This window comes from Rhizobium sp. L9 (assembly GCF_002531885.1).
Classification (GTDB): Bacteria; Pseudomonadota; Alphaproteobacteria; order Rhizobiales; family Rhizobiaceae; genus Rhizobium.
Genome location: NZ_NWSZ01000024.1, coordinates 98,475 through 115,847, shown reverse-complemented (window position 1 = coordinate 115,847; position 17,373 = coordinate 98,475). Strand labels below are relative to the sequence as shown.

Genomic DNA, 17,373 nt, shown 5'->3' with positions numbered 1-17,373 from the left:
GTCCTGTGGCACCGATCTCAATCCGTGATGTGAAGAAGAGCTACGGCAAACATCCTGTCGTTTATGGCGTCAATCTGGAGATCCAGTCCGGCGAATTCATCGTCATCCTCGGTCCGTCCGGCTGCGGCAAGTCCACGCTGCTGCGCATGATCGCCGGACTGGAGGAAATCAGCGGCGGTGAAATCGCCATCGACGGCCGCGTCGTCAACCAGCTCGAGCCGCGCGAGCGCGGCTGCGCCATGGTGTTCCAGAACTACGCGCTCTATCCGCATATGACCGTCGCCGAGAATATCGGCTATGCCTTGAAGGTTGCGGGCATTGCGAAGGCGGAGCGCAATCGGCGCATCGCCGAGGTCGCCAAGGCGCTCAGCCTCGAACCTTTCCTCGACCGCCGCCCGGCCGCGCTTTCCGGCGGCCAGCGCCAGCGCGTCGCCATGGGGCGCGCGATGATCCGCGAACCGAAGGTGTTCCTCTTCGATGAGCCGCTGTCGAACCTCGACGCCAAGCTGCGCATCGCCATGCGCGCCGAGATCCGCCGCCTTCACCGCCGTCTCGGCGCCACCTCTATCTTCGTCACCCATGACCAGACCGAGGCGATGACGCTGGCCGACCGGCTGGTGGTGATGAACGGCGGCAGGGTGGAGCAGGTCGGCACGCCGGAAGAGGTCTATCATCATCCGGTTTCGCGCTTCGTCGCCGGTTTTGTCGGCACGCCGGCGATGAACCTGCTCGAAGGCACGATCAACGACGAGGGCGTCTTCGTCTACGACCAGAGCCGCAAGATCGCGCTGCCCCGCGAACGCGCCGCGCCGCTGAAGGGCAAACGCGTCGTGCTCGGCATGCGCGCCGAGGCGGCCCGGTTGGTGGCTCCGGATGCGCCCGGCGCATTGGTGGCAACGGCCGATTTCATCGAAGAGCTCGGCGCAAGCCGCGTCGTTCATGCTGATTTCGACGGGCTGCCCTTTGCCGTGGCGCTGACCGAGGCCGTGACCGTGAAATCGGGGGATCCGATCGGTATCGCGATCGATCACAATGCGATCCACCTCTATGCCGCCGATACCGGCCGGATCATCGAAAACCCGGCGGTGAACAGCGCCGGCGCCGTTCGCGCCTGAGCGGCGTCAGCGGTGGATGGGATCGATCCAGGCGACGTCTTCCGGTTTCTCGACCGGTTCGATATCTAAGTTGACGACGACCGGTTCCTGGCCTGAGCGAACGAGCACGCATTCCAGCGTCTCGTCGCGGCTGGCATTGATCTCCTGGTGCGGCACATAGGGCGGAACATAGATGAAGTCGCCGGGGCCGGCTTCGGCGGTATATTCCAGATGCTCGCCCCAGCGCATGCGGGCCTTGCCCTTGACGACGTAGATGATGCTTTCGAGATCGCCGTGATGGTGGGCGCCGGTTTTCGCATTGGCATGGATCGTCACCGTGCCCGCCCAGATTTTCTCTGCGCCGGCACGGGCATGGTTGATCGCGGTCGCGCGGTTCATGCCCGGGGTCTGCGCGGTGTTCGGGTCGAGGGAATTGCCGGGAATGACCTTGACGCCGTGTTCGCGCCAGTCGATGTGAGAATGCTGGTGGTCGCCGCTCATGCCTAGCCTCCGCCTTGATTGAATCAGTCTAGGCGGGACTACCGCGACGGCCAAGCGGATTTACCTTGAAGCAGCAGAAAGAGCGGAGCCGATGAGCCACCTCCCGCAGATCGATTACGACACCGCTTCGCCTGAGGTTCGCGCGGCGCATGATGAAGAAATCAGACTGCGCGGACGCATGACCAACATGAAGCGGACGCTCCTCCATTCGCCGGTCGCCCATCGCATCTATGCCGAATGGTTTACGATGCGGGCCGAGCTCGATCCTGTCATCAGCGACCGCGAGATCTGGATCTTCTCGCATGCGATCTCGAAGGCGGCGAAATCGAAGATTGCCATCACCTTCTTTCGCAGGGCGCTGATCAACAAGGGGTTTGATCCCGATGCTATGGAATTTTCCGAAGCGGAGGCGCTGCTCGATGCCTTCGGCAGGGCTGTTGTCGCCGATTCAAACGCCGTTCCGGCCGAGCTCTGGGAAAGGCTGAAAGAACGCTACGAAACCAAGGCGCTCGTCGATCTCGTCGCCTTCGCCGGCATCATGCTGGCGACCGCTGTCTTCAACAATGTCGTCGAGGTCGAATTCGACCCGGAGCTTGAGGCTTTCGCAGAAGGCACCGGCTCCTAGCCGTTTAGCGAGGCGATCGCGGCTTTGACCGCGTCCGCGCCGGCCCTCGTTGGCCGGTATTCAAGGCCGACGGCGCCGTCATAGCCGTTGGCGAAGATCCAGTTGAGGCGATGGGCGAGGTCGATGCCGCCGGAGCCCGGTTCGTTGCGGCCGGGATGATCGGCGACATGGACGTGGAAAACACGGTCGAGGCGGCCGTCCAGCACGTCTTCGGTGCGTTCGTCCATCACGGCGGAATGGTAGATGTCGTAGACGATACCGATCTCGGGGCGGCCGACGTCATCGACGATGTCGAGGCCTTCGCGGGTCGAATCGAGGAAGTAGCCGATATGGTCGATACGGATGTTGAGAGGTTCTACGCCGAGCCGCACGCCGCTCCCTTCCAGGATATCGGCGCCTGATTTCAGGGTGTCGGTGAGGGCCACGCGCTGTTCATCACGGCTGAAGCCGGCGAGATCGTCGCCGGCCTGGGCGATCAGCACCGGCGCGCCGAGGCGTTTGGCGACTGCGACGGATTCCGCAAGGCCCGCCAGCCAGGCCTGCCGGTTGGCGGCATCGGTCAGTGCGATCATCGGCTCGGCGACGAGGCTGGTGACGGCAAGGCCGGTTTCCTTCAGCGCTGTCTCGATCGCATCCAGATCCTTGTCGGTCCAGCGCCAGAATTCGATCGCCGTCAGGCCGCCGGCATGGGCGCGACGGATGCGGTCGGCAAAGCTGTCGCCCTCTTCGGCAAACAGCCATTCTATGCAGGCTGAATAACGTCGCATGAAAATTCCTCCCGGTGCGGATGCAGGCTGCGACAGAACGGAGCCTGCCGCAAGAGACGTTTGGGTGCTTGACGCCCGGATTCATTGACGGAACACTCATCCCCTAATCTAGGGCCGGGATCGCTGGCCGCTTCGGGAGGAAGATATGGATCTGGGATTGAAGGGAAAGATCGCCGTCATAACAGGCGCGTCGGTCGGCATCGGGCTCGCGATCGCCGAAGGGCTGGCGGCTGAGGGCGCAGACCTCGTTCTGGCGGCGCGCGGCGGCGAACGGCTGGAGGCGGAAGCCGTCCGCATCGCCGAGAAATTCGGCGTCAGCGCCGTCGCTGTCGCCGCAGATGTGGCGACAGTTGAGGGAACCGAGGCGATCATTGCGGCGGCTGCCGAAAAGGGAGGCGCCGATATCCTCATCAACAATGCCGGCACCGGATCGAACGAGACCGTCATGGAGGCGCCTGATGAGAAATGGCAGGCCTATTGGGACCTGCATGTGATGGCCGCCGTCAGGCTTGCGCGCGGCATCGCACCGCAGATGAAGAAACGCGGCGGCGGGGTGATCCTGCACAATGCCTCGATCTGCGCCGTCCAGCCGCTCTGGTACGAGCCGATCTACAATGTCAGCAAATCGGCGCTGATGATGTTTTCGAAGACACTCTCGACCGAGCTCATCCAGGACAATATCCGCGTCAACTGCATCAACGCCGGCTTGATCCTGACGCCCGACTGGATCAAGACCGCCAAGCAGCTGACGGCCGAAAGCGGCGGAAACTGGGAAGGCTACCTGCAGAGCGTTGCCAATGAACATGCCGCCTCCAAACGCTTCGGCACACCGGAAGAACTGGCGAATGTCTTCATCTTTCTGAGTTCGGAGCGGGCGAGCTATTGTATCGGATCGACCTATTTCGTCGATGGCGGCATGCTGAAGACAATTTGATCGAAGCTGCCGCAAAGAGCCGGCCGGGGACGTTGCCGATACAAGCTATAAATATTAGCTATTTTGTTGTATCTTCACGATTTCGACGTTATTTGGCTGCTATTGACGGGCAAATATTGCGGTTTCCAAAAGGGCGACGACGATGCTGACGAAGAAGGGAAAATACGGCCTCAAGGCCCTGGTCGATCTGGCGCGTCTGGCGCCGGGCGAGACCGCCTTCATCAATGACGTCGCAGCGCGGAACAATATTCCGAAGAAGTTTCTCGACACGATCCTGCTCGAACTGCGCAATGTCGGTATCCTGCGTTCAAAGAAAGGCCCTGGCGGCGGGTATTCTCTCTCGCGGCCGGCATCCGAGATCCGTATCGGCCATGTCATCCGCACGCTCGATGGTCCCCTCGCGCCGATCCGTTGCGCCAGCCGCACGGCTTACGAGGCGTGCGACGACTGCGCCGACCCGGAAACCTGCCAAGTGCGGCGTTCGATGACCGATGTTCGGGACGCGATCGCCGCCATTCTGGACAATATGACCCTCGACCAATTCGTCGCCGCCGGCGGCCGCATTGAGGACACTGGGGATGAACTGCCGATCTCCGCCGCCAGCTGAGACGCTTCGTTTCATGTGGTCTGCTTGCTCCCAGGGCGCCATGCTGTGATCGTTCAGGGCTCACCTTGACATATGGTCGCCGGCGCGGTGAAGCAATCGATCGCGCGGCAGCGACAGCGCGTGGATACGTGCATTGCGCCAATGGCGGTCGAGATTGAGGCCGATGCCGGTTGACGCTTCGCCCGCAAGTTCGAACAGCGCATTTGCGGCGCTAAGGGCCGTTTCCCCGGCAGTTATTGCGGCGGCCGAGGCAGAAAAATAGGCGTCCGCCATCGCCGCCTCTACAGGATTGACCTGGGCAATATCGAGTTTGCGGCCCGCCCGCTCCAGAGCTGCCGCCGTGATTTCGATGCCGACAGCGTGTTCGCCGAGCCGGGAGGGCAAGACGGTGCGATCGCCAATGGCTGTCATCAGGTCGGCCCATGCGGCTCGCGCGATGCCGAGGCCCACGCCCGCCTTAAGCAACAGGCCGAGCGAAATGCCCGTCGAATATGCGGACGAGGGGGCCGGCGCGATTGTGCCGGCATCGACATGCACTGCGCCGGCGATCGTCGTTGCCGACCCATTGGTGCGCTGACCGAAACCGTCCCAATCATCGACCACCTGCACGTCCTCGGTGTTGCGGCTGAAGTAAAGCGTCACAGGGCGGCCGGGCGGAAGTGTGAGGTCAGCGGCAATCCAATCGGCGTAGAGAATACCGGGCGCCTGCCGCATCCGTCCGCTCAGACGGTACCCCGATCCTTCGGGCGCCAGCTCGCTGCCGTCGGCAACGGTTGCGCCGGCGAAGCGGTCGCCGAGCAGCACACGGGTAAACAGCGTTGCCTTCAGATCCTCGGGCGCCTGGGTGCGGAGGGTTTCCAGGACGGAAAAGTGATTTTCCAGGGTCTCGCCGATCGACGCGTCGGCCTCGGCAATGATCGCGATGATTTCGGCAAGCAGGGCGTTCGGCACGTCGAGCCCTTCATGTTCGGGCGGAACAGAGATTGCCGTCAAACCCGAGACCGACAGCGCGTCGAGCTCGGCAAAAGGCAGGATGCGGTTGATATCGCGCTCGCTTGCCTGGTGACGGAATGTGTCGGCGAGGTTGCGAGCCGTGGATATCGCCTCCTCTTCGTTTTCGATGCGGCGTGCCGGTGGGCGGATGCGGTCTTGAAACTGCGATACTGTTCCCATCGCTCACTCTTTCCTGGACGGGTGACAGGAGTGAGGGATTTTTCTCCGGATGATAAGAACGGTTTTTCCAGAAAAACCCAAAGCTTCGAATTTTCTCACCAACTTGATCGCCTCGCCTTGCACTCTACTTATGGTTAACCGGGCTATCCAATCGAGGAATATGATGGGTGAAGCACTTGCTCGCCATAGCGAGGTTTGGAAAATGGGGCGCCAGCCGAGACCGCGCCTGACGCTGGATATCGCCGAGATTCCGACTTATGCGATCGGCGACATTCACGGCCGCTACGACCTGCTTCTGAAAGCTGAGGAGGCGATTCTGCAAGATGGCGCGCGATTGCCCGGGCAAAAGCTGATCGTGACGCTGGGTGACTATATCGACCGGGGCCCGGAATCGGCACAGGTCATCACTCACCTCATGGAGCCGCCGCCTGATGGTTTCGACCGTATCTGTCTTATCGGTAATCACGAGATCGCCATGCTCGATTATGTCGACGGCTGGCTCCCTTATGACGACTGGATGCGGATGGGATCGGCGGAATCGCTTAAATCCTATGGGCTCGATCCGGAGCATCTGCCGCTCGTCTTCCCCTCCGGCGCGCAGCTCGACGCCTTTCTGCGGCAGTCGCTGCCGCATACGCATATCGATTTCATGCGGGCGCTGCCGATCATGCTGGACACACCGAGCGTGGTGTTCGTGCATGCCGGCATCGATCCGATGCTGCCGCTCTCCGCTCAGACGGAGGAGGACCTGGTCCTTATCCGCCACCGCTTTCTCGAAAGCAGGGTTCCTTTGCCGAAGCTCGTCGTGCATGGCCATACGCCCAGCGATGAGCCTGACATTCGCCCGAGGCGGCTCAATCTCGATACACGCGCCTTTCGCAGCGGCAAGCTGACCGTCGCACGGTTCTGGCAGGGCCGGGTGCATTTGTTTTCCACCTGACATCGTCCCAGCACGAGGCTGTGTCATAAGGCGCGTCGCAATCTTTCAGATTCTCCCCTGCGCTTGAGCCTTAGTTTTCAAACATGTCGTCGCCGCTGCACACTTTTGCGCGACAGGCTAGAGTGATCAGACTGTCTCCCTTTCGGCCGGAACGGCTTCGACAGGCCTTTCAACCAAGCGGCTGCGGCGTCGGCCGCGCAGCACGACGTAGAAGACCGGCGTCAGGAACAGGCCGAAGAGCGTCACGCCGAGCATGCCCGAGAAAACGGCTGTTCCGAGTGACTGACGCATTTCGGCGCCGGGGCCGGTGGCGATGGCAAGCGGCAGAACGCCGAAGATGAAGGCGAATGCCGTCATCAGAATCGGGCGCAGGCGAAGATGGCTGGCCTCGATCGCGGCCTCCACCGGCGATTTGCCTTCCTCTTCCGCCTGTCTTGCAAATTCGACGATCAGAATGGCGTTCTTCGCCGCCAGTCCGATCAGGACGATCAGGCCGATCTGGGTCAGGACGTTGTTGTCCATGCCTCTGAGCCACACTCCAATCAACGCCGCGAGTACAGCAAGCGGAACGATGAGAATGATCGCAAGGGGCAGAACCCAGCTTTCATATTGGGCGGCCAGCGCCAGGAAGACGAAAATGACGGACAGGGCGAAGATATAGACGGCGGTGTTGCCGGTATGAGTCTCCTGATAGGCGAGTTCCGTCCATTCGAAAGTCGTTCCCGGCGGCAGGATCTTGGCGGCCAGTTCCTCCATCTTTTTGATGGCATCGCCGGTCGAGGTGCCGGGCGTCGGATTGCCTTGGAGCGGCACCGAGACATACATGTTATAGCGCTGGACAAGCGCCGGTCCGCTGGAATCCTGAATGTCCATCAGCGTTCCCAAGGGCACGAGCGCACCGGTGGCCGAGCGCACCTTCAGGGCGAGGATGTCTTCCTTGTCCATCCGGTATTGTCGGTCGGCCTGGGCGCGGACCTGGTAGACACGGCCGAACGCGTTGAAATCATTGACGTAAGCGACGCCGAGATTGATCGAAAGCGCATTGAAGATATTGGGGATCGGCACGTTCAGGAAGCGCGCCTTGTCGCGGTCGATCGACAGGAAATATTGCGGACTGGCATCGGAGAACGTCGTGAAGACACCGGTGAGACCCTCGGTCGTAGCCGCCGCCCTCATCATCTGGCGGGCAAGGCCGAGCACGCGCGTCATATCAGGGTTTTCAAGATCGGAAATCTGCATCTTGAAGCCGCCGGAGTTGCCGACGCCGCGCACGGACGGCGGCGGGATGGCAATGATGAAGGCTTCCTGGATGCTCTGCAGCTTGCCGAAGAGTTCGCCGATGATCTTGTTGGCGTTCTCTCCGCCTTCCTCGCGTTCGGCAAAGGATTTGAACGGAACGAAGACAACGCCCGAATTCGAAGCATTGGTAAACGTCGCTCCGCTGAAGCCGGCAAACTGCACGGCGTTGCCGACGCCGGGCACGGTTCGGGCGATATCGCCCACCTTTTTGACGACTGCATCGGTACGCGCAAGCGAGGCACCGTCGGGAAGCTGCACGACGATGATCGCGTAACCCTGGTCCATAGTGGGGATGAAGCCAGAGGGAACCCTGGTGCTCATGTACCATGTTGCGCCCAGAAGGGCGGCAAAGGCGAGCATCGAGCAGGTCAGGCCTACCCAGCTTCTGACAAGGTGCCGGACAATCCATGAGTAGCCCGAACTCATCCGGTCGAAGCCGCGATTGAAGCCGCTTGCAAGACCTGTCCCCAGCCGTGAGGCGATGCTCTTGCGCTTCGTCTGGTGATCATGGGCTTTCAGCAATATGCCCGCGAGGGCCGGCGAAAGCGTCAGGGAGTTCAAGGCCGATATGGCAGTGGTGACGGAGATCGTCACGGCGAACTGCCTGTAGAACTGGCCCGATATGCCGGGGATGAAAGCCGTCGGCACGAATACCGCGATCAGGACCAGCGAGATCGCCACGACAGCGGTTCCGACTTCGTCCATCGTCACGTGCGACGCCTGCCTCGGCGTCATTCCGCGCGCCAGATTTCGCTCGACGTTTTCCACCACCACGATCGCATCGTCGACGACGATGCCGATCGCCAGCACGAGGCCGAAGAGCGTCAGCATGTTGAGCGAAAAGCCGAAGGCGAGCAGAACCGCGAAGGTGCCGATCAGCGAGACGGGAATGGCGACGATCGGTATGATCGCGGTCCGCCAGGATTGCAGGAAAACCAGAACGACGATAGCCACCAGGATGGCCGCTTCGGCGATGGTTCTATAGACCTCGTTGATCGAGTCCGAGATGAATTCGGTCGTGTCGTAAACGATGCGATATTCCAGGCCTTCCGGGAAATTCTGGGAGATATCCTTCATAAGCGTCTGGACCTGGTGGGCCGTGTCGAGTGCATTGGTTCCCGGCCGGGCGAAGATGCCGAGCGCGACCGCAGGGTCGTTGTTGAGATAGCTGTTGGTGACGTAGTCCTGGGCGCCAAGTTCGATGCGGGCTACATCCTGCAGCTGCACGAGCCGGCCTGCTCCCGTCGATTTGACGATGACATAGCGGAACTCGCGCACATCGGAAAAGCGCCCGTCCGTTCGCACCGTATATTCGAACGCGTTCCTGCCGGTCACCGGCGGTGCGCCGATCTTGCCGCCCGACACCTGGACGTTCTGGTCCCTCAAGGCCGAAACGACGTCGTCGGACGTCATGCCGTAGGCGGAGAGCTTTTCCGGATCGAGCCAGGTGCGCATCGAATACTGGCGTTCGCCGAAGATCTGCACGTCGCCGACGCCGTCGAGACGCACGAGCACGTCGCGGATGCGGTTGCGGGCGTAGTTGGAGACGTAGAGCTGGTCGTAGCGATGCGATGGCGACAGGAGGTGCACCACCATCATCAGGTCGGGCGAGCTCTTGTCCGTGGTCACGCCGAGGCGCTGGACTTCCTCGGGAAGGCGGGGAAGGGCGATGGAAACGCGGTTCTGGACTAGGACTTGCACCTTATCTAGATCGGTGCCGAGCTTGAAGGTGATCGTCAGCGACATGGCGCCGTCGGCGCTGGAATAGGAAGACATGTAAAGCATGTCTTCGACGCCGTTGATCTGCTGCTCGAGTGGGGTCGAAACGGTGTCGGCGATGGTCTGCGGGTCGGCGCCCGGATAGGAGGTACGCACGACGATGGTGGGCGGCGCGATCTCCGGATATTGAGAGACCGGCAGCTGCGTATAGGCGATGCCGCCGACGACCAGAAAGAGGATGGAAATGACGGCCGCGAAGATGGGCCGGTCCACGAAAAAGTGCGCAAATCTCATTGTCCGGTCTCCGCATTCGCGGATTCCGGCGCAGTGTCCTGCCGCTCCTGCGGCAGTTCGCTCATCTGCGGTGTGATGGTCGAGCCAGGCCGGGCGCGCATCAGCCCGTTGACGATGATCGTCTCGTTGCCGTCGAGGCCTTCACGGATGACGCGATAGCCGTAGAGCCGCGGTCCGGGCCTGACGGGCTTGGTCGAAACCTTGCCTTGCGCATCGACCACATAGACGACACGTTCATTCTGGTCGGAGCCGATAGCCTCGTCCGGGACGAGGATGGCCTTGTATGTATTGGAGGCTGCGACCTGCACACGGCCGAACAGGCCCGGCTGCAGGACGAGATCTGGATTTGCAAGGCGGGCGCGGATGCGGATGGTGCCGCTCTCGTTGTCCACCCGGTTCTCGGCAAAATCGAGCTTCCCCATAAAAGGTTTGGCGGTCGGATCGGAGATCGTGACGGATACGTCGACACCGCCGCCTCCGAGCTGCAGGTCCTTGCCCTGCTTGCGTGCGGTGTCGGCGAAATTCAGCAGGCGGCGCTCGTCGACATCGAAATAGAAGTCGATCGGATCGAGGGAGACGATCGTCGTGAGCACCGTCTGGTCGGCCTGCACGAGATTGCCGGTCGAGAGCAAGCGGCGGTCGATACGGCCGCTGAGTGGCGCCCGGATCTCGGTATATTCGAGATCGAGAGCCGCGCGGTCGGCCGCGGCCTGAGCACCGCGGACATTGGCCTCAGCGGAATCGAATTCGCGGCGGCGATCGTCCAGCGTCTGCGCGGATTGGCTGCCGCTCGAGGCGAGAGACTGGGCGCGCTTGTACTGAGCGTCGGCGAAGACAAGAGTGGACTGCGACGCTTCGAGCGTGGCCTTTGCCTGGTTGAGCGCGGTGACGAACGGCCGCTGGTCGATGACGAAGAGCAGGTCGCCCTGTTTGACCAAGGCGCCGTCCTCGAAATGGACTTCCTGTAGGTAGCCCCCGACGCGCGAACGCACGGAGACTTCGTCGACCGGCTGGAAACGGCCGATGAATTCGTCATTGTCGATGACATCGCGCACCACCGGCTTTGCGACCGTGACAGGGGGAGGGGCGGACGGTGCGCCCTGCGCCATCGCGGCCAGAGGCATGAACGTGGCGATGCAGCCGAGCATCAATATCCGTCGAAGCGCGAAAGTCATAATCGGTCCCTCCAATCGCGGTGGCCGATCGACTGCCACCGAACTTAAGATGAAGTGATGCTATTCATGTGTTGCTGCTTTGAACGAAGGCCTTGCCTCCGTGATTTCCCCCGGCGTTCAATTCTGGAAAGGAAGGCCGGCATGCAATGCAAATCGGAAAAATCGTAACGCTATGAAACTGGATATAAACGGCAGCGGCGAAAAATAGCAAATGCCAATTGGCTGCCGTTCAGCAGTCCGTCAAAACCCACGGGCGGCGTCAGCTCTCGACGATTTCGTCGCGGCCGGGCGGCAGGACGGCGAGCTCTGCCCAGTCGAGCTCCTGTTCCAACGCATGGAAAACATCGTCATCAATCTCGTCGGCACGACGCATCTCCGCCAGTTTTCGGCGCTTCGCGGCGATGACGCTGCGGCGTTGCCTATCGAGCCTGCTGACTTCGCGCGGGTGTCTTCCGTCGGCAGCAATCTCACGCTCCGAGGTGTAAACGTCGCGCAGGATTCGGGTGGATTTGTCCTCGCCTTCAAGCTCGGCAAGAGCCGCGTCGATCAATGCCACGCGGGCTTTGGTGAGATCGCGGTTCAGGGATTTGTCCGGATCGAATTTCAGGAAGCGGATCAGCGGCCCGAGCGTCAGCCCCTGGACAATGAGCGTGCCGAGAACGACGGCCAGCGCGCTGAGCAGGATAATATCGCGATCATGGAAGTCGATCGGCAGGGCAAGCGCAGTTGCGAGCGTGACGAGACCGCGCATGCCGCACCAGCCGGCAAGCAGGCTCGCAGCAAATGAGGGAGCGGCTTGCGTCGTGAGACCGCGCTCGGCAAGAAAGGTGATGGCGCGGTTATAGACGAGCACCCAGGCTAGGCGCACGACGATGACGGTGACAAAGACCGCGGTTGCCAAGGTGATCGCAAAACTCAGCCGGCCGGGATCGAGATCGAGGACGATCTGGCGGACCTGCAAGCCCATCAGCAGGAAGGCGAGCACGTTAAGCAGGAAAACCGCGGCTTCCCAAACCGAATAGGAATGAATGCGGTGGCGGGCCGTCTGCCGCTCCGGCATGTAGCGGGCGATCACCATGGCATATGCGACGATCGCCAGGATCGCCGAAAGGTGCAGTCGCTCGGCGATGATCCACGTGCCGAAGGTGGCGACGAACTCGAGCAATGTGCCGCCGAGCGTGCCGGCGAGCTTCAGACCAACGATCATGTAGAGACGGCCGAGAAGATAACCGAGGATGAGACCACCCGGCGCTGCCAGCGTCAATTCTGCCAGAATGCCGGTGAGGAAGGCGGGGCTGGTGGCGGCCGCCACTGCGGCGCTGAAGATGAGGAGGGCGACGGCATCGTTGAGCAGACTCTCGCCCTTGAGGATTACATAGGTCTGGCGGGGCAGATTGAAGCGGTCGAGCATGACGGTCGCCGCGACCGCATCCGGCGGCGCCACGATGGCGCCGAGTGCGACGGCCACGGCAAGCGGCAGGCCGGCCATTGCGACGCCGACGGCGGCAACGGACGCGGCCGTCAAAATGACGGCGATTGCGGCAAGCGAAAAGAGCGGCAGCCAGTTGCGCCTCAACGTCCTCGGCGGCAAATCGTAGGCGGCGTCGAAAAGTACGGGTGCGATGAAGAGCGCCAGCGCAAGCCTGGGATCGATCGCCACCTCCGGAGCCCATGGGAAGGCAGCGACAATGATGCCGGCGATTGCCAGCATGGTCGGATAAGGCACACGGAACTTCCTGGAGAATTGCAGGAAGATGATCGCCACCAAGAGCAGCGTCAGCATGCTTTCGAAGAACGCCATAGGCCCTCCAGACCATTTCAGCGGATAGTTCTTGCCAGAAACTAGGGCCAGGCGATGCCGCGGCCACCGTTCGAGCCTAAAGCTGTGAGGGACGGCAAGCTGCCGGCTGCGGCCTGCGGCATTTTGGCCCCGGTTGCAGAATCTGCGGCTTACGCTCTTGTGCGAGCGTCTGTGCTCAATATATGTGAGCACATCATAAGGATGCTTATAAATATCCGGCACAGGTTTCCATGAACGCCACGCCCACACTCGGATTCCTTCTCCACGATGTCGCACGACTGCTGCGCAAGCGCTTCGAGCAACGCGCCAAGTGTCTTGGGCTGACACGTTCGCAATGGCAGACGCTCGCCTATCTCTCGAATAACGAGGGGATCCACCAGAGCGGCCTTGCCGAAATTCTCGAAGTCGAGCCGATCACGCTGGTGCGTATTCTCGACAAACTCGCTGAACGCGGGCTCATTGAGCGCCGCCAGCATCCGACCGACCGGCGGATCTGGCTGCTCTACATGCGCGACGAAGCGCATCCTCTGCTCGCCGAAATGCGCGAACTTGGCGATGTGACCCGCGCAGAGGCGCTGGAAGGTGTGTCAGTCGAGCAGCGTGAGCAGCTTTTCCACATCCTGTCCGTAATGAAGACCAACCTGGTCCAGGCATGCCGGACCCCGGTTGACGAGAATGAGATGAACGATGGCTGATCAATCTCCCCTCCGCGTCGTTGCCGACGCCAATGCAAAGTCACCTATTGAAGAAAATGAAGCGAAACAGCAGGAAACGGTAGCCGAAGCGCCTTCATCCAGTTCAGCGCCGGCTGTCGCCGTGGCTGCGCCTGGCGGCAACCAGGTCCGCCGCCGGCGCAGTCTCACGCGGCCCGTTCTCTTCGCCCTGCTGCCGGTCGCGCTCGTTGTCGGCGGTTATTATTACGTCAATGGCGGTCAGGTGATGTCGACCGACAACGCCTATATCCAGGCCGATATGGTCGGGGTCACCACGGATGTCTCGGGCATCGTCGACCGGATCGACGTGCATGAAAACGAGGCGGTCAAGGCGGGGCAGGTGCTCTTCAGCCTGAGGGCCGATTCCTTCAAGATCGCGCTCGACGGCGCCAAGGCGCAGCTCGGCGTGCAGCGCAATCAGATCATGAACCTCAAGGCCAGCTATCAGCAGTCGCTTGCCGAGATCACGCAGGCGCAAGCCGATCTGCCCTATTACCAGGATCAGTTCGACCGGCAGCAGGCCCTCGTTAACAACGGCAGCGCGACGCAATCCGCCTATGACGAGGCCAAGCACAATCTCGAGGCCGCTCAGCAGAAGGTTGCCGTCGCCAAGGCGGAAGCAGCAACGACGCTCGCCCAGCTCGGCGGCAGGGCCGACGAGCCGGTCGAGGAAAACCCGCTCTACCTGCAGGCCAAATCGCAGGTCGACAACGCCCAGCGCGAGTTCGACCACAGTGTCGTCAAGGCGCCCTTCGACGGCATCGTCACCAATGTCAACGCGCTGCAGGTCGGCTCCTACCTGCAGGCCTCGCAGCAGGCCTTCTCGCTCGTCGCTACCGACCATTTGTGGATCGCCGCCAGCCCTAAGGAAACCGAGCTGACTTACGTCAAGCCTTGGCAGTCGGCCGAGGTCCATGTCGACACTTATCCCGGCGTGACCTGGAAGGGCAAGGTCGAGAGCATCAGCCCGGCTTCGGGTTCCAGCTTCTCGCTGCTGCCGGCGCAGAACACCACCGGCAACTGGGTGAAGGTCGTGCAGCGCATTCCGATGCGCGTCAGCATCGAGGATGCCGCAGGCAAGCCGCCGTTGCGCGTCGGCATGAGCACGGTCGTCGATGTCGATACCGGCCATGCCCGCGGCCTGCCCGATTTCGTCAACACGCTTCTGGGCTGGCCTCAGGGCAAGGACCATGAGTAACGCTCCTGCATCTCCGGCGACCCGGGTCGCCAATCGCGGCGCGATCACGGCCTGCGTCATTCTCGCCGTCATCATGCAGGCGCTGGACACGACGATCGCCAACGTGGCGCTGCCCTATATCCAGGGCAGCGTGTCGGCCTCCGCCGACCAGATCAACTGGGTGCTCACCTCCTACATCGTTGCGGCGGCGATCATGACGCCGCCCTCCGGTTTCCTCGCCGCCAAATTCGGCCGCAAGCGAGTGCTGCTCGTCGCTATCGCTGGCTTCGTGGCCGCCTCCGTTCTCTGCGGCCTGGCGCAATCGCTGAACCAGATCGTTGCCTTCCGCCTGCTGCAGGGCCTGTTCGGCGCCTCGCTGGTGCCGCTTTCCCAGGGCATTCTCCTCGACATCTATACGGTGGAGGAACGCGGCTCGGCCATGGCGCTTTTCGGCGTCTCAGTCATGGTCGGGCCGGTGCTCGGCCCGGTCATCGGCGGCTGGCTGACCGACAATATCAGCTGGCGCTGGGTGTTCTATATCAACGTGCCGATCGGCGCGCTCGCCTTCATGGGCATCGTCGTCTTCGTTGCCGAGACCAAGCGGGATGCGCTCGCCAAACTCGACTGGTTCGGCTTCGGGATGATGAGCCTGTTCATCGCCGCGCTGCAGCTCTTCCTCGACCGCGGCGAGCAGCTCGACTGGTTCTCTTCGGGCGAGATCATGGTCGAAGCGATTGTCTGCGCCGCCGCCTTCTATCTGCTTCTGGTGCACACGCTGACCGCAGAGAAATCCTTCGTCAATCCGAAGCTGTTTCTCGACCAGAACTTCACGGTGAGCATGATTTTCATCTTCGTGGTTGGCGTCACCTACCTCGCCTCGCTGGCGCTGATGACCCCCTATCTGCAGACGCTGATGGGCTATCCCGTCATCACCGCCGGCATCGTCATGGGGCCGCGCGGGCTCGGCACCATGCTCTGTATGTTCATTGTCGGGCGGCTGATCGGCAAGGTCGATACGCGCTTGCTGCTGGTGCTCGGTCTCGGCCTGACTGCCTGGGCGATGTACGATATGACGGGATGGACGCCTGATGTTTCGCAATGGACGATCGTCTCGGTCGGCTTCATCCAGGGCGCCGGCCTCGGCTTTCTCTTCGTGCCGCTGACGACGATCGCCTTCGCGACGCTGCCCGCCCAAATGCGTGGCGACGGCACCGGCCTCTACAATCTGTCGCGAAACATCGGCTCGGCGGTCGGCATCTCGATCGTCTCGGCACTGATCGTCGAGAACACGCAGAGCAATCATGAATCGATCGCCGCCTATGTGACGCCTTTCAACCACGCCTTCAATGCTGTCGCGGCGCAGGGGTTGAGCCCGCTCACGGCCGCCGGCCGCGCTTCGCTCAACGAGATGATCACCCTGCAATCGACGATCATCGCCTATATGGACGATTTCAAGCTCTTGATGTTGATGTCGCTCGCGGTCATTCCGCTGGCGCTGTTGCTGCGCAAGCCGAAGGCCGCGCCTGCCGTCGACCACAGTGCGGTCATGGAGTGATCAGCGAAACGGCTTGCTGAGATATCGCGATCCCTGAATGCCGAAGCGCCACGGTGCTTCGGCATTTCTCGTGATGCCGATGCGTTTCCCCACAACAATCGGCACCGGCGTGGACGGCGTCAATGCATAGGGTGGGCGGTCGAGCAGTCTGTCATTGATTTCGATATCGATGCCGAGCGCCTGGCAGAGCTTGCCCGGGCCGCTGCAGAGCGCCGTCAGCATATCAGTGCCGCGCCGCTCCGTCATAGCGGCAATTCCCGTTTCCGGCTCGAGCGCCCGGATCAGCACGGCCGAGCCCGGATGACAGACGAAGTTCAGGCACCAGTACATGCCGTAGATGCGGTAGATGTAGACATTGCCGGGCCGGCCGAACATGGCGCCATTGCGCCTGGTGGGCCCGCGAAAACTGTGCGAGGCTTCGTCATCGGGGAAATAGGCTTCGGTCTCGGTGATGCGGCCGCCGGCGCCATCCACGGTCAGATGGCAGCCAAGCAGGTCGCGGGCTACAGTGATGGCGTCGCGCTCGAAAAACGCCTTGAGGCTTTCACCAGCAAGCGCGCCGGCGCCGATCGCGCCCTTTGTCATTCCTCCATCGGTCATGGCTGTGGCAGATACCATTCGTCGCCGCCGCCGTCATCCGAAAACCATTTGATGGGCCGGCCGCGTCAGCGGCCGGCATTCGGATTACGCATGGGGATCGAGGATGATGTAACCGAGACCGGATCGCTCGCGGGGAAGGAATCTTCCAGGCCTTCCTCCAGTTCCTCTTCGAGCAGGGCCGGATCCTTGCTGCGCGCGCCGTCACCATGGGCCGGTTCGATTGCTGCAGCAAGCAGGGCCTTTGCACGCCGGATCGCGTTTTCCAATGTCAGTTCGGGTGCGCTTCGCAGCGTTACGCCAATGCTGTCTTCACCCTCACCGCCGAATTCGACGACGAAGCCATCTTCCGTCTGGTAGACGGTGATATCGCTGAGTGCCATGGCTATTCCCCTAAACGCT

At 61.8% G+C, this 17,373-nt stretch carries 16 protein-coding genes; 8 read left to right on the top strand and 8 right to left on the bottom strand.

The features are described 5' to 3' along the window. The first annotated feature begins 5 nt into the window (after window positions 1-5). Window positions 6-1,115 carry a sn-glycerol-3-phosphate import ATP-binding protein UgpC gene (locus tag CO660_RS23375; RefSeq protein ID WP_097600703.1) on the top strand — a complete coding sequence of 370 codons (1,110 nt, stop codon included), beginning with the start codon at window positions 6-8 and terminating at the stop codon, window positions 1,113-1,115. Window positions 1,116-1,121: 6 nt separating this feature from the next. Here the strand turns inward: CO660_RS23375 and CO660_RS23370 are convergent, their stop codons facing one another. Further along, a complete protein-coding gene (locus CO660_RS23370) occupies window positions 1,122-1,595 on the bottom strand; it encodes a cupin domain-containing protein (protein WP_085779228.1) in 474 nt (157 codons plus the stop codon). Between the two features lie 91 nt (window positions 1,596-1,686). Here CO660_RS23370 and CO660_RS23365 point away from each other — a divergent pair, with 91 nt between their 5' ends. Further along, complete coding sequence (locus CO660_RS23365) at window positions 1,687-2,220, top strand: hypothetical protein (protein WP_097600702.1); 534 nt, start codon at window positions 1,687-1,689, stop codon at window positions 2,218-2,220. Here the strand turns inward: CO660_RS23365 and CO660_RS23360 are convergent. After that, on the bottom strand, window positions 2,217-2,987 hold the full coding sequence (locus CO660_RS23360) for a TIM barrel protein (RefSeq protein ID WP_097600701.1): 771 nt from the start codon (window positions 2,985-2,987) through the stop codon (window positions 2,217-2,219). The two genes, CO660_RS23365 and CO660_RS23360, sit on opposite strands and share 4 nt — an antisense overlap. A 145-nt stretch (window positions 2,988-3,132) precedes the next feature. Between CO660_RS23360 and CO660_RS23355 the strand changes: the two genes are divergently transcribed. Beyond that, the gene (locus CO660_RS23355; RefSeq protein ID WP_097600700.1) at window positions 3,133-3,921 is read left to right on the top strand and encodes an SDR family oxidoreductase; all 789 of its coding nucleotides are present in this window, start codon (window positions 3,133-3,135) and stop codon (window positions 3,919-3,921) included. Between the two features lie 142 nt (window positions 3,922-4,063). Further along, window positions 4,064-4,528 carry an Rrf2 family transcriptional regulator gene (locus CO660_RS23350; protein ID WP_085780172.1) on the top strand — a complete coding sequence of 155 codons (465 nt, stop codon included), beginning with the start codon at window positions 4,064-4,066 and terminating at the stop codon, window positions 4,526-4,528. 60 nt (window positions 4,529-4,588) lie between these two features. Here the strand turns inward: CO660_RS23350 and CO660_RS23345 are convergent, their stop codons facing one another. Continuing rightward, a complete protein-coding gene (locus CO660_RS23345; RefSeq protein WP_097600699.1) occupies window positions 4,589-5,701 on the bottom strand; it encodes a monooxygenase in 1,113 nt (370 codons plus the stop codon). Window positions 5,702-5,864: 163 nt separating this feature from the next. Here CO660_RS23345 and CO660_RS23340 point away from each other — a divergent pair, with 163 nt between their 5' ends. Next, a complete protein-coding gene (locus CO660_RS23340) occupies window positions 5,865-6,641 on the top strand; it encodes a metallophosphoesterase family protein (RefSeq protein WP_176536354.1) in 777 nt (258 codons plus the stop codon). Window positions 6,642-6,767: 126 nt separating this feature from the next. Here the strand turns inward: CO660_RS23340 and CO660_RS23335 are convergent, their stop codons facing one another. The 3 genes from CO660_RS23335 to CO660_RS23325 form a co-directional block, all read right to left on the bottom strand. Continuing rightward, entirely contained in the window at window positions 6,768-9,953 is a 3,186-nt protein-coding gene (locus tag CO660_RS23335) for a multidrug efflux RND transporter permease subunit (RefSeq protein WP_097600697.1), read from the bottom strand. Further along, window positions 9,950-11,128, bottom strand: coding sequence for an efflux RND transporter periplasmic adaptor subunit (locus CO660_RS23330; RefSeq protein ID WP_097600696.1), 1,179 nt, complete (start codon window positions 11,126-11,128; stop codon window positions 9,950-9,952). The genes CO660_RS23335 and CO660_RS23330 overlap by 4 nt, the downstream gene beginning before the upstream one ends. A gap of 259 nt (window positions 11,129-11,387) precedes the next feature. After that, window positions 11,388-12,929 carry a cation:proton antiporter gene (locus CO660_RS23325; RefSeq protein ID WP_097600695.1) on the bottom strand — a complete coding sequence of 514 codons (1,542 nt, stop codon included), beginning with the start codon at window positions 12,927-12,929 and terminating at the stop codon, window positions 11,388-11,390. Window positions 12,930-13,159: 230 nt separating this feature from the next. On the opposite strand from CO660_RS23325, the gene CO660_RS23320 reads away from it, so the two are divergent. The 3 genes from CO660_RS23320 to CO660_RS23310 are packed head-to-tail and all read left to right on the top strand — an operon-like array spanning window position 13,160 to window position 16,374. After that, window positions 13,160-13,624 (top strand): MarR family transcriptional regulator, encoded by a 465-nt coding sequence (locus tag CO660_RS23320; RefSeq protein ID WP_020922126.1) that lies wholly within the window; start codon window positions 13,160-13,162, stop codon window positions 13,622-13,624. Next, window positions 13,617-14,840, top strand: a complete 1,224-nt coding sequence (locus tag CO660_RS23315; RefSeq protein ID WP_097600694.1) for an HlyD family secretion protein — start codon at window positions 13,617-13,619, stop codon at window positions 14,838-14,840. Before CO660_RS23320 ends, CO660_RS23315 begins: the two co-directional genes overlap by 8 nt. Then, a complete protein-coding gene (locus CO660_RS23310; RefSeq protein ID WP_097600693.1) occupies window positions 14,833-16,374 on the top strand; it encodes a DHA2 family efflux MFS transporter permease subunit in 1,542 nt (513 codons plus the stop codon). Before CO660_RS23315 ends, CO660_RS23310 begins: the two co-directional genes overlap by 8 nt. Here the strand turns inward: CO660_RS23310 and CO660_RS23305 are convergent, their stop codons facing one another. Together CO660_RS23305 and CO660_RS23300 are read right to left on the bottom strand one after the other, a co-directional pair. After that, window positions 16,375-16,992, bottom strand: a complete 618-nt coding sequence (locus tag CO660_RS23305; protein ID WP_097600692.1) for a DNA-3-methyladenine glycosylase — start codon at window positions 16,990-16,992, stop codon at window positions 16,375-16,377. It abuts the gene before it with no gap. 47 nt (window positions 16,993-17,039) lie between these two features. Beyond that, entirely contained in the window at window positions 17,040-17,354 is a 315-nt protein-coding gene (locus CO660_RS23300; protein WP_097600691.1) for a hypothetical protein, read from the bottom strand. Window positions 17,355-17,373 lie beyond the last annotated feature (19 nt).

Excerpts from the sequence above, each read along its gene's own strand:
- CO660_RS23355 (WP_097600700.1), top strand. The coding sequence starts at position 3,133 with ATGGATCTGGGATTGAAGGGAAAGATCGCCGTCATAACAGGCGCGTCG.
- CO660_RS23310 (WP_097600693.1), top strand. The coding sequence starts at position 14,833 with ATGAGTAACGCTCCTGCATCTCCGGCGACCCGGGTCGCCAATCGCGGC.
- CO660_RS23340 (WP_176536354.1), top strand. The coding sequence starts at position 5,865 with ATGGGTGAAGCACTTGCTCGCCATAGCGAGGTTTGGAAAATGGGGCGC.
- CO660_RS23300 (WP_097600691.1), bottom strand. The coding sequence starts at position 17,354 with ATGGCACTCAGCGATATCACCGTCTACCAGACGGAAGATGGCTTCGTC.
- CO660_RS23320 (WP_020922126.1), top strand. The coding sequence starts at position 13,160 with ATGAACGCCACGCCCACACTCGGATTCCTTCTCCACGATGTCGCACGA.
- CO660_RS23325 (WP_097600695.1), bottom strand. The coding sequence starts at position 12,929 with ATGGCGTTCTTCGAAAGCATGCTGACGCTGCTCTTGGTGGCGATCATC.
- CO660_RS23350 (WP_085780172.1), top strand. The coding sequence starts at position 4,064 with ATGCTGACGAAGAAGGGAAAATACGGCCTCAAGGCCCTGGTCGATCTG.
- CO660_RS23305 (WP_097600692.1), bottom strand. The coding sequence starts at position 16,992 with ATGGTATCTGCCACAGCCATGACCGATGGAGGAATGACAAAGGGCGCG.
- CO660_RS23315 (WP_097600694.1), top strand. The coding sequence starts at position 13,617 with ATGGCTGATCAATCTCCCCTCCGCGTCGTTGCCGACGCCAATGCAAAG.
- CO660_RS23365 (WP_097600702.1), top strand. The coding sequence starts at position 1,687 with ATGAGCCACCTCCCGCAGATCGATTACGACACCGCTTCGCCTGAGGTT.
- CO660_RS23330 (WP_097600696.1), bottom strand. The coding sequence starts at position 11,128 with ATGACTTTCGCGCTTCGACGGATATTGATGCTCGGCTGCATCGCCACG.
- CO660_RS23335 (WP_097600697.1), bottom strand. The coding sequence starts at position 9,953 with ATGAGATTTGCGCACTTTTTCGTGGACCGGCCCATCTTCGCGGCCGTC.
- CO660_RS23345 (WP_097600699.1), bottom strand. The coding sequence starts at position 5,701 with ATGGGAACAGTATCGCAGTTTCAAGACCGCATCCGCCCACCGGCACGC.
- CO660_RS23360 (WP_097600701.1), bottom strand. The coding sequence starts at position 2,987 with ATGCGACGTTATTCAGCCTGCATAGAATGGCTGTTTGCCGAAGAGGGC.
- CO660_RS23370 (WP_085779228.1), bottom strand. The coding sequence starts at position 1,595 with ATGAGCGGCGACCACCAGCATTCTCACATCGACTGGCGCGAACACGGC.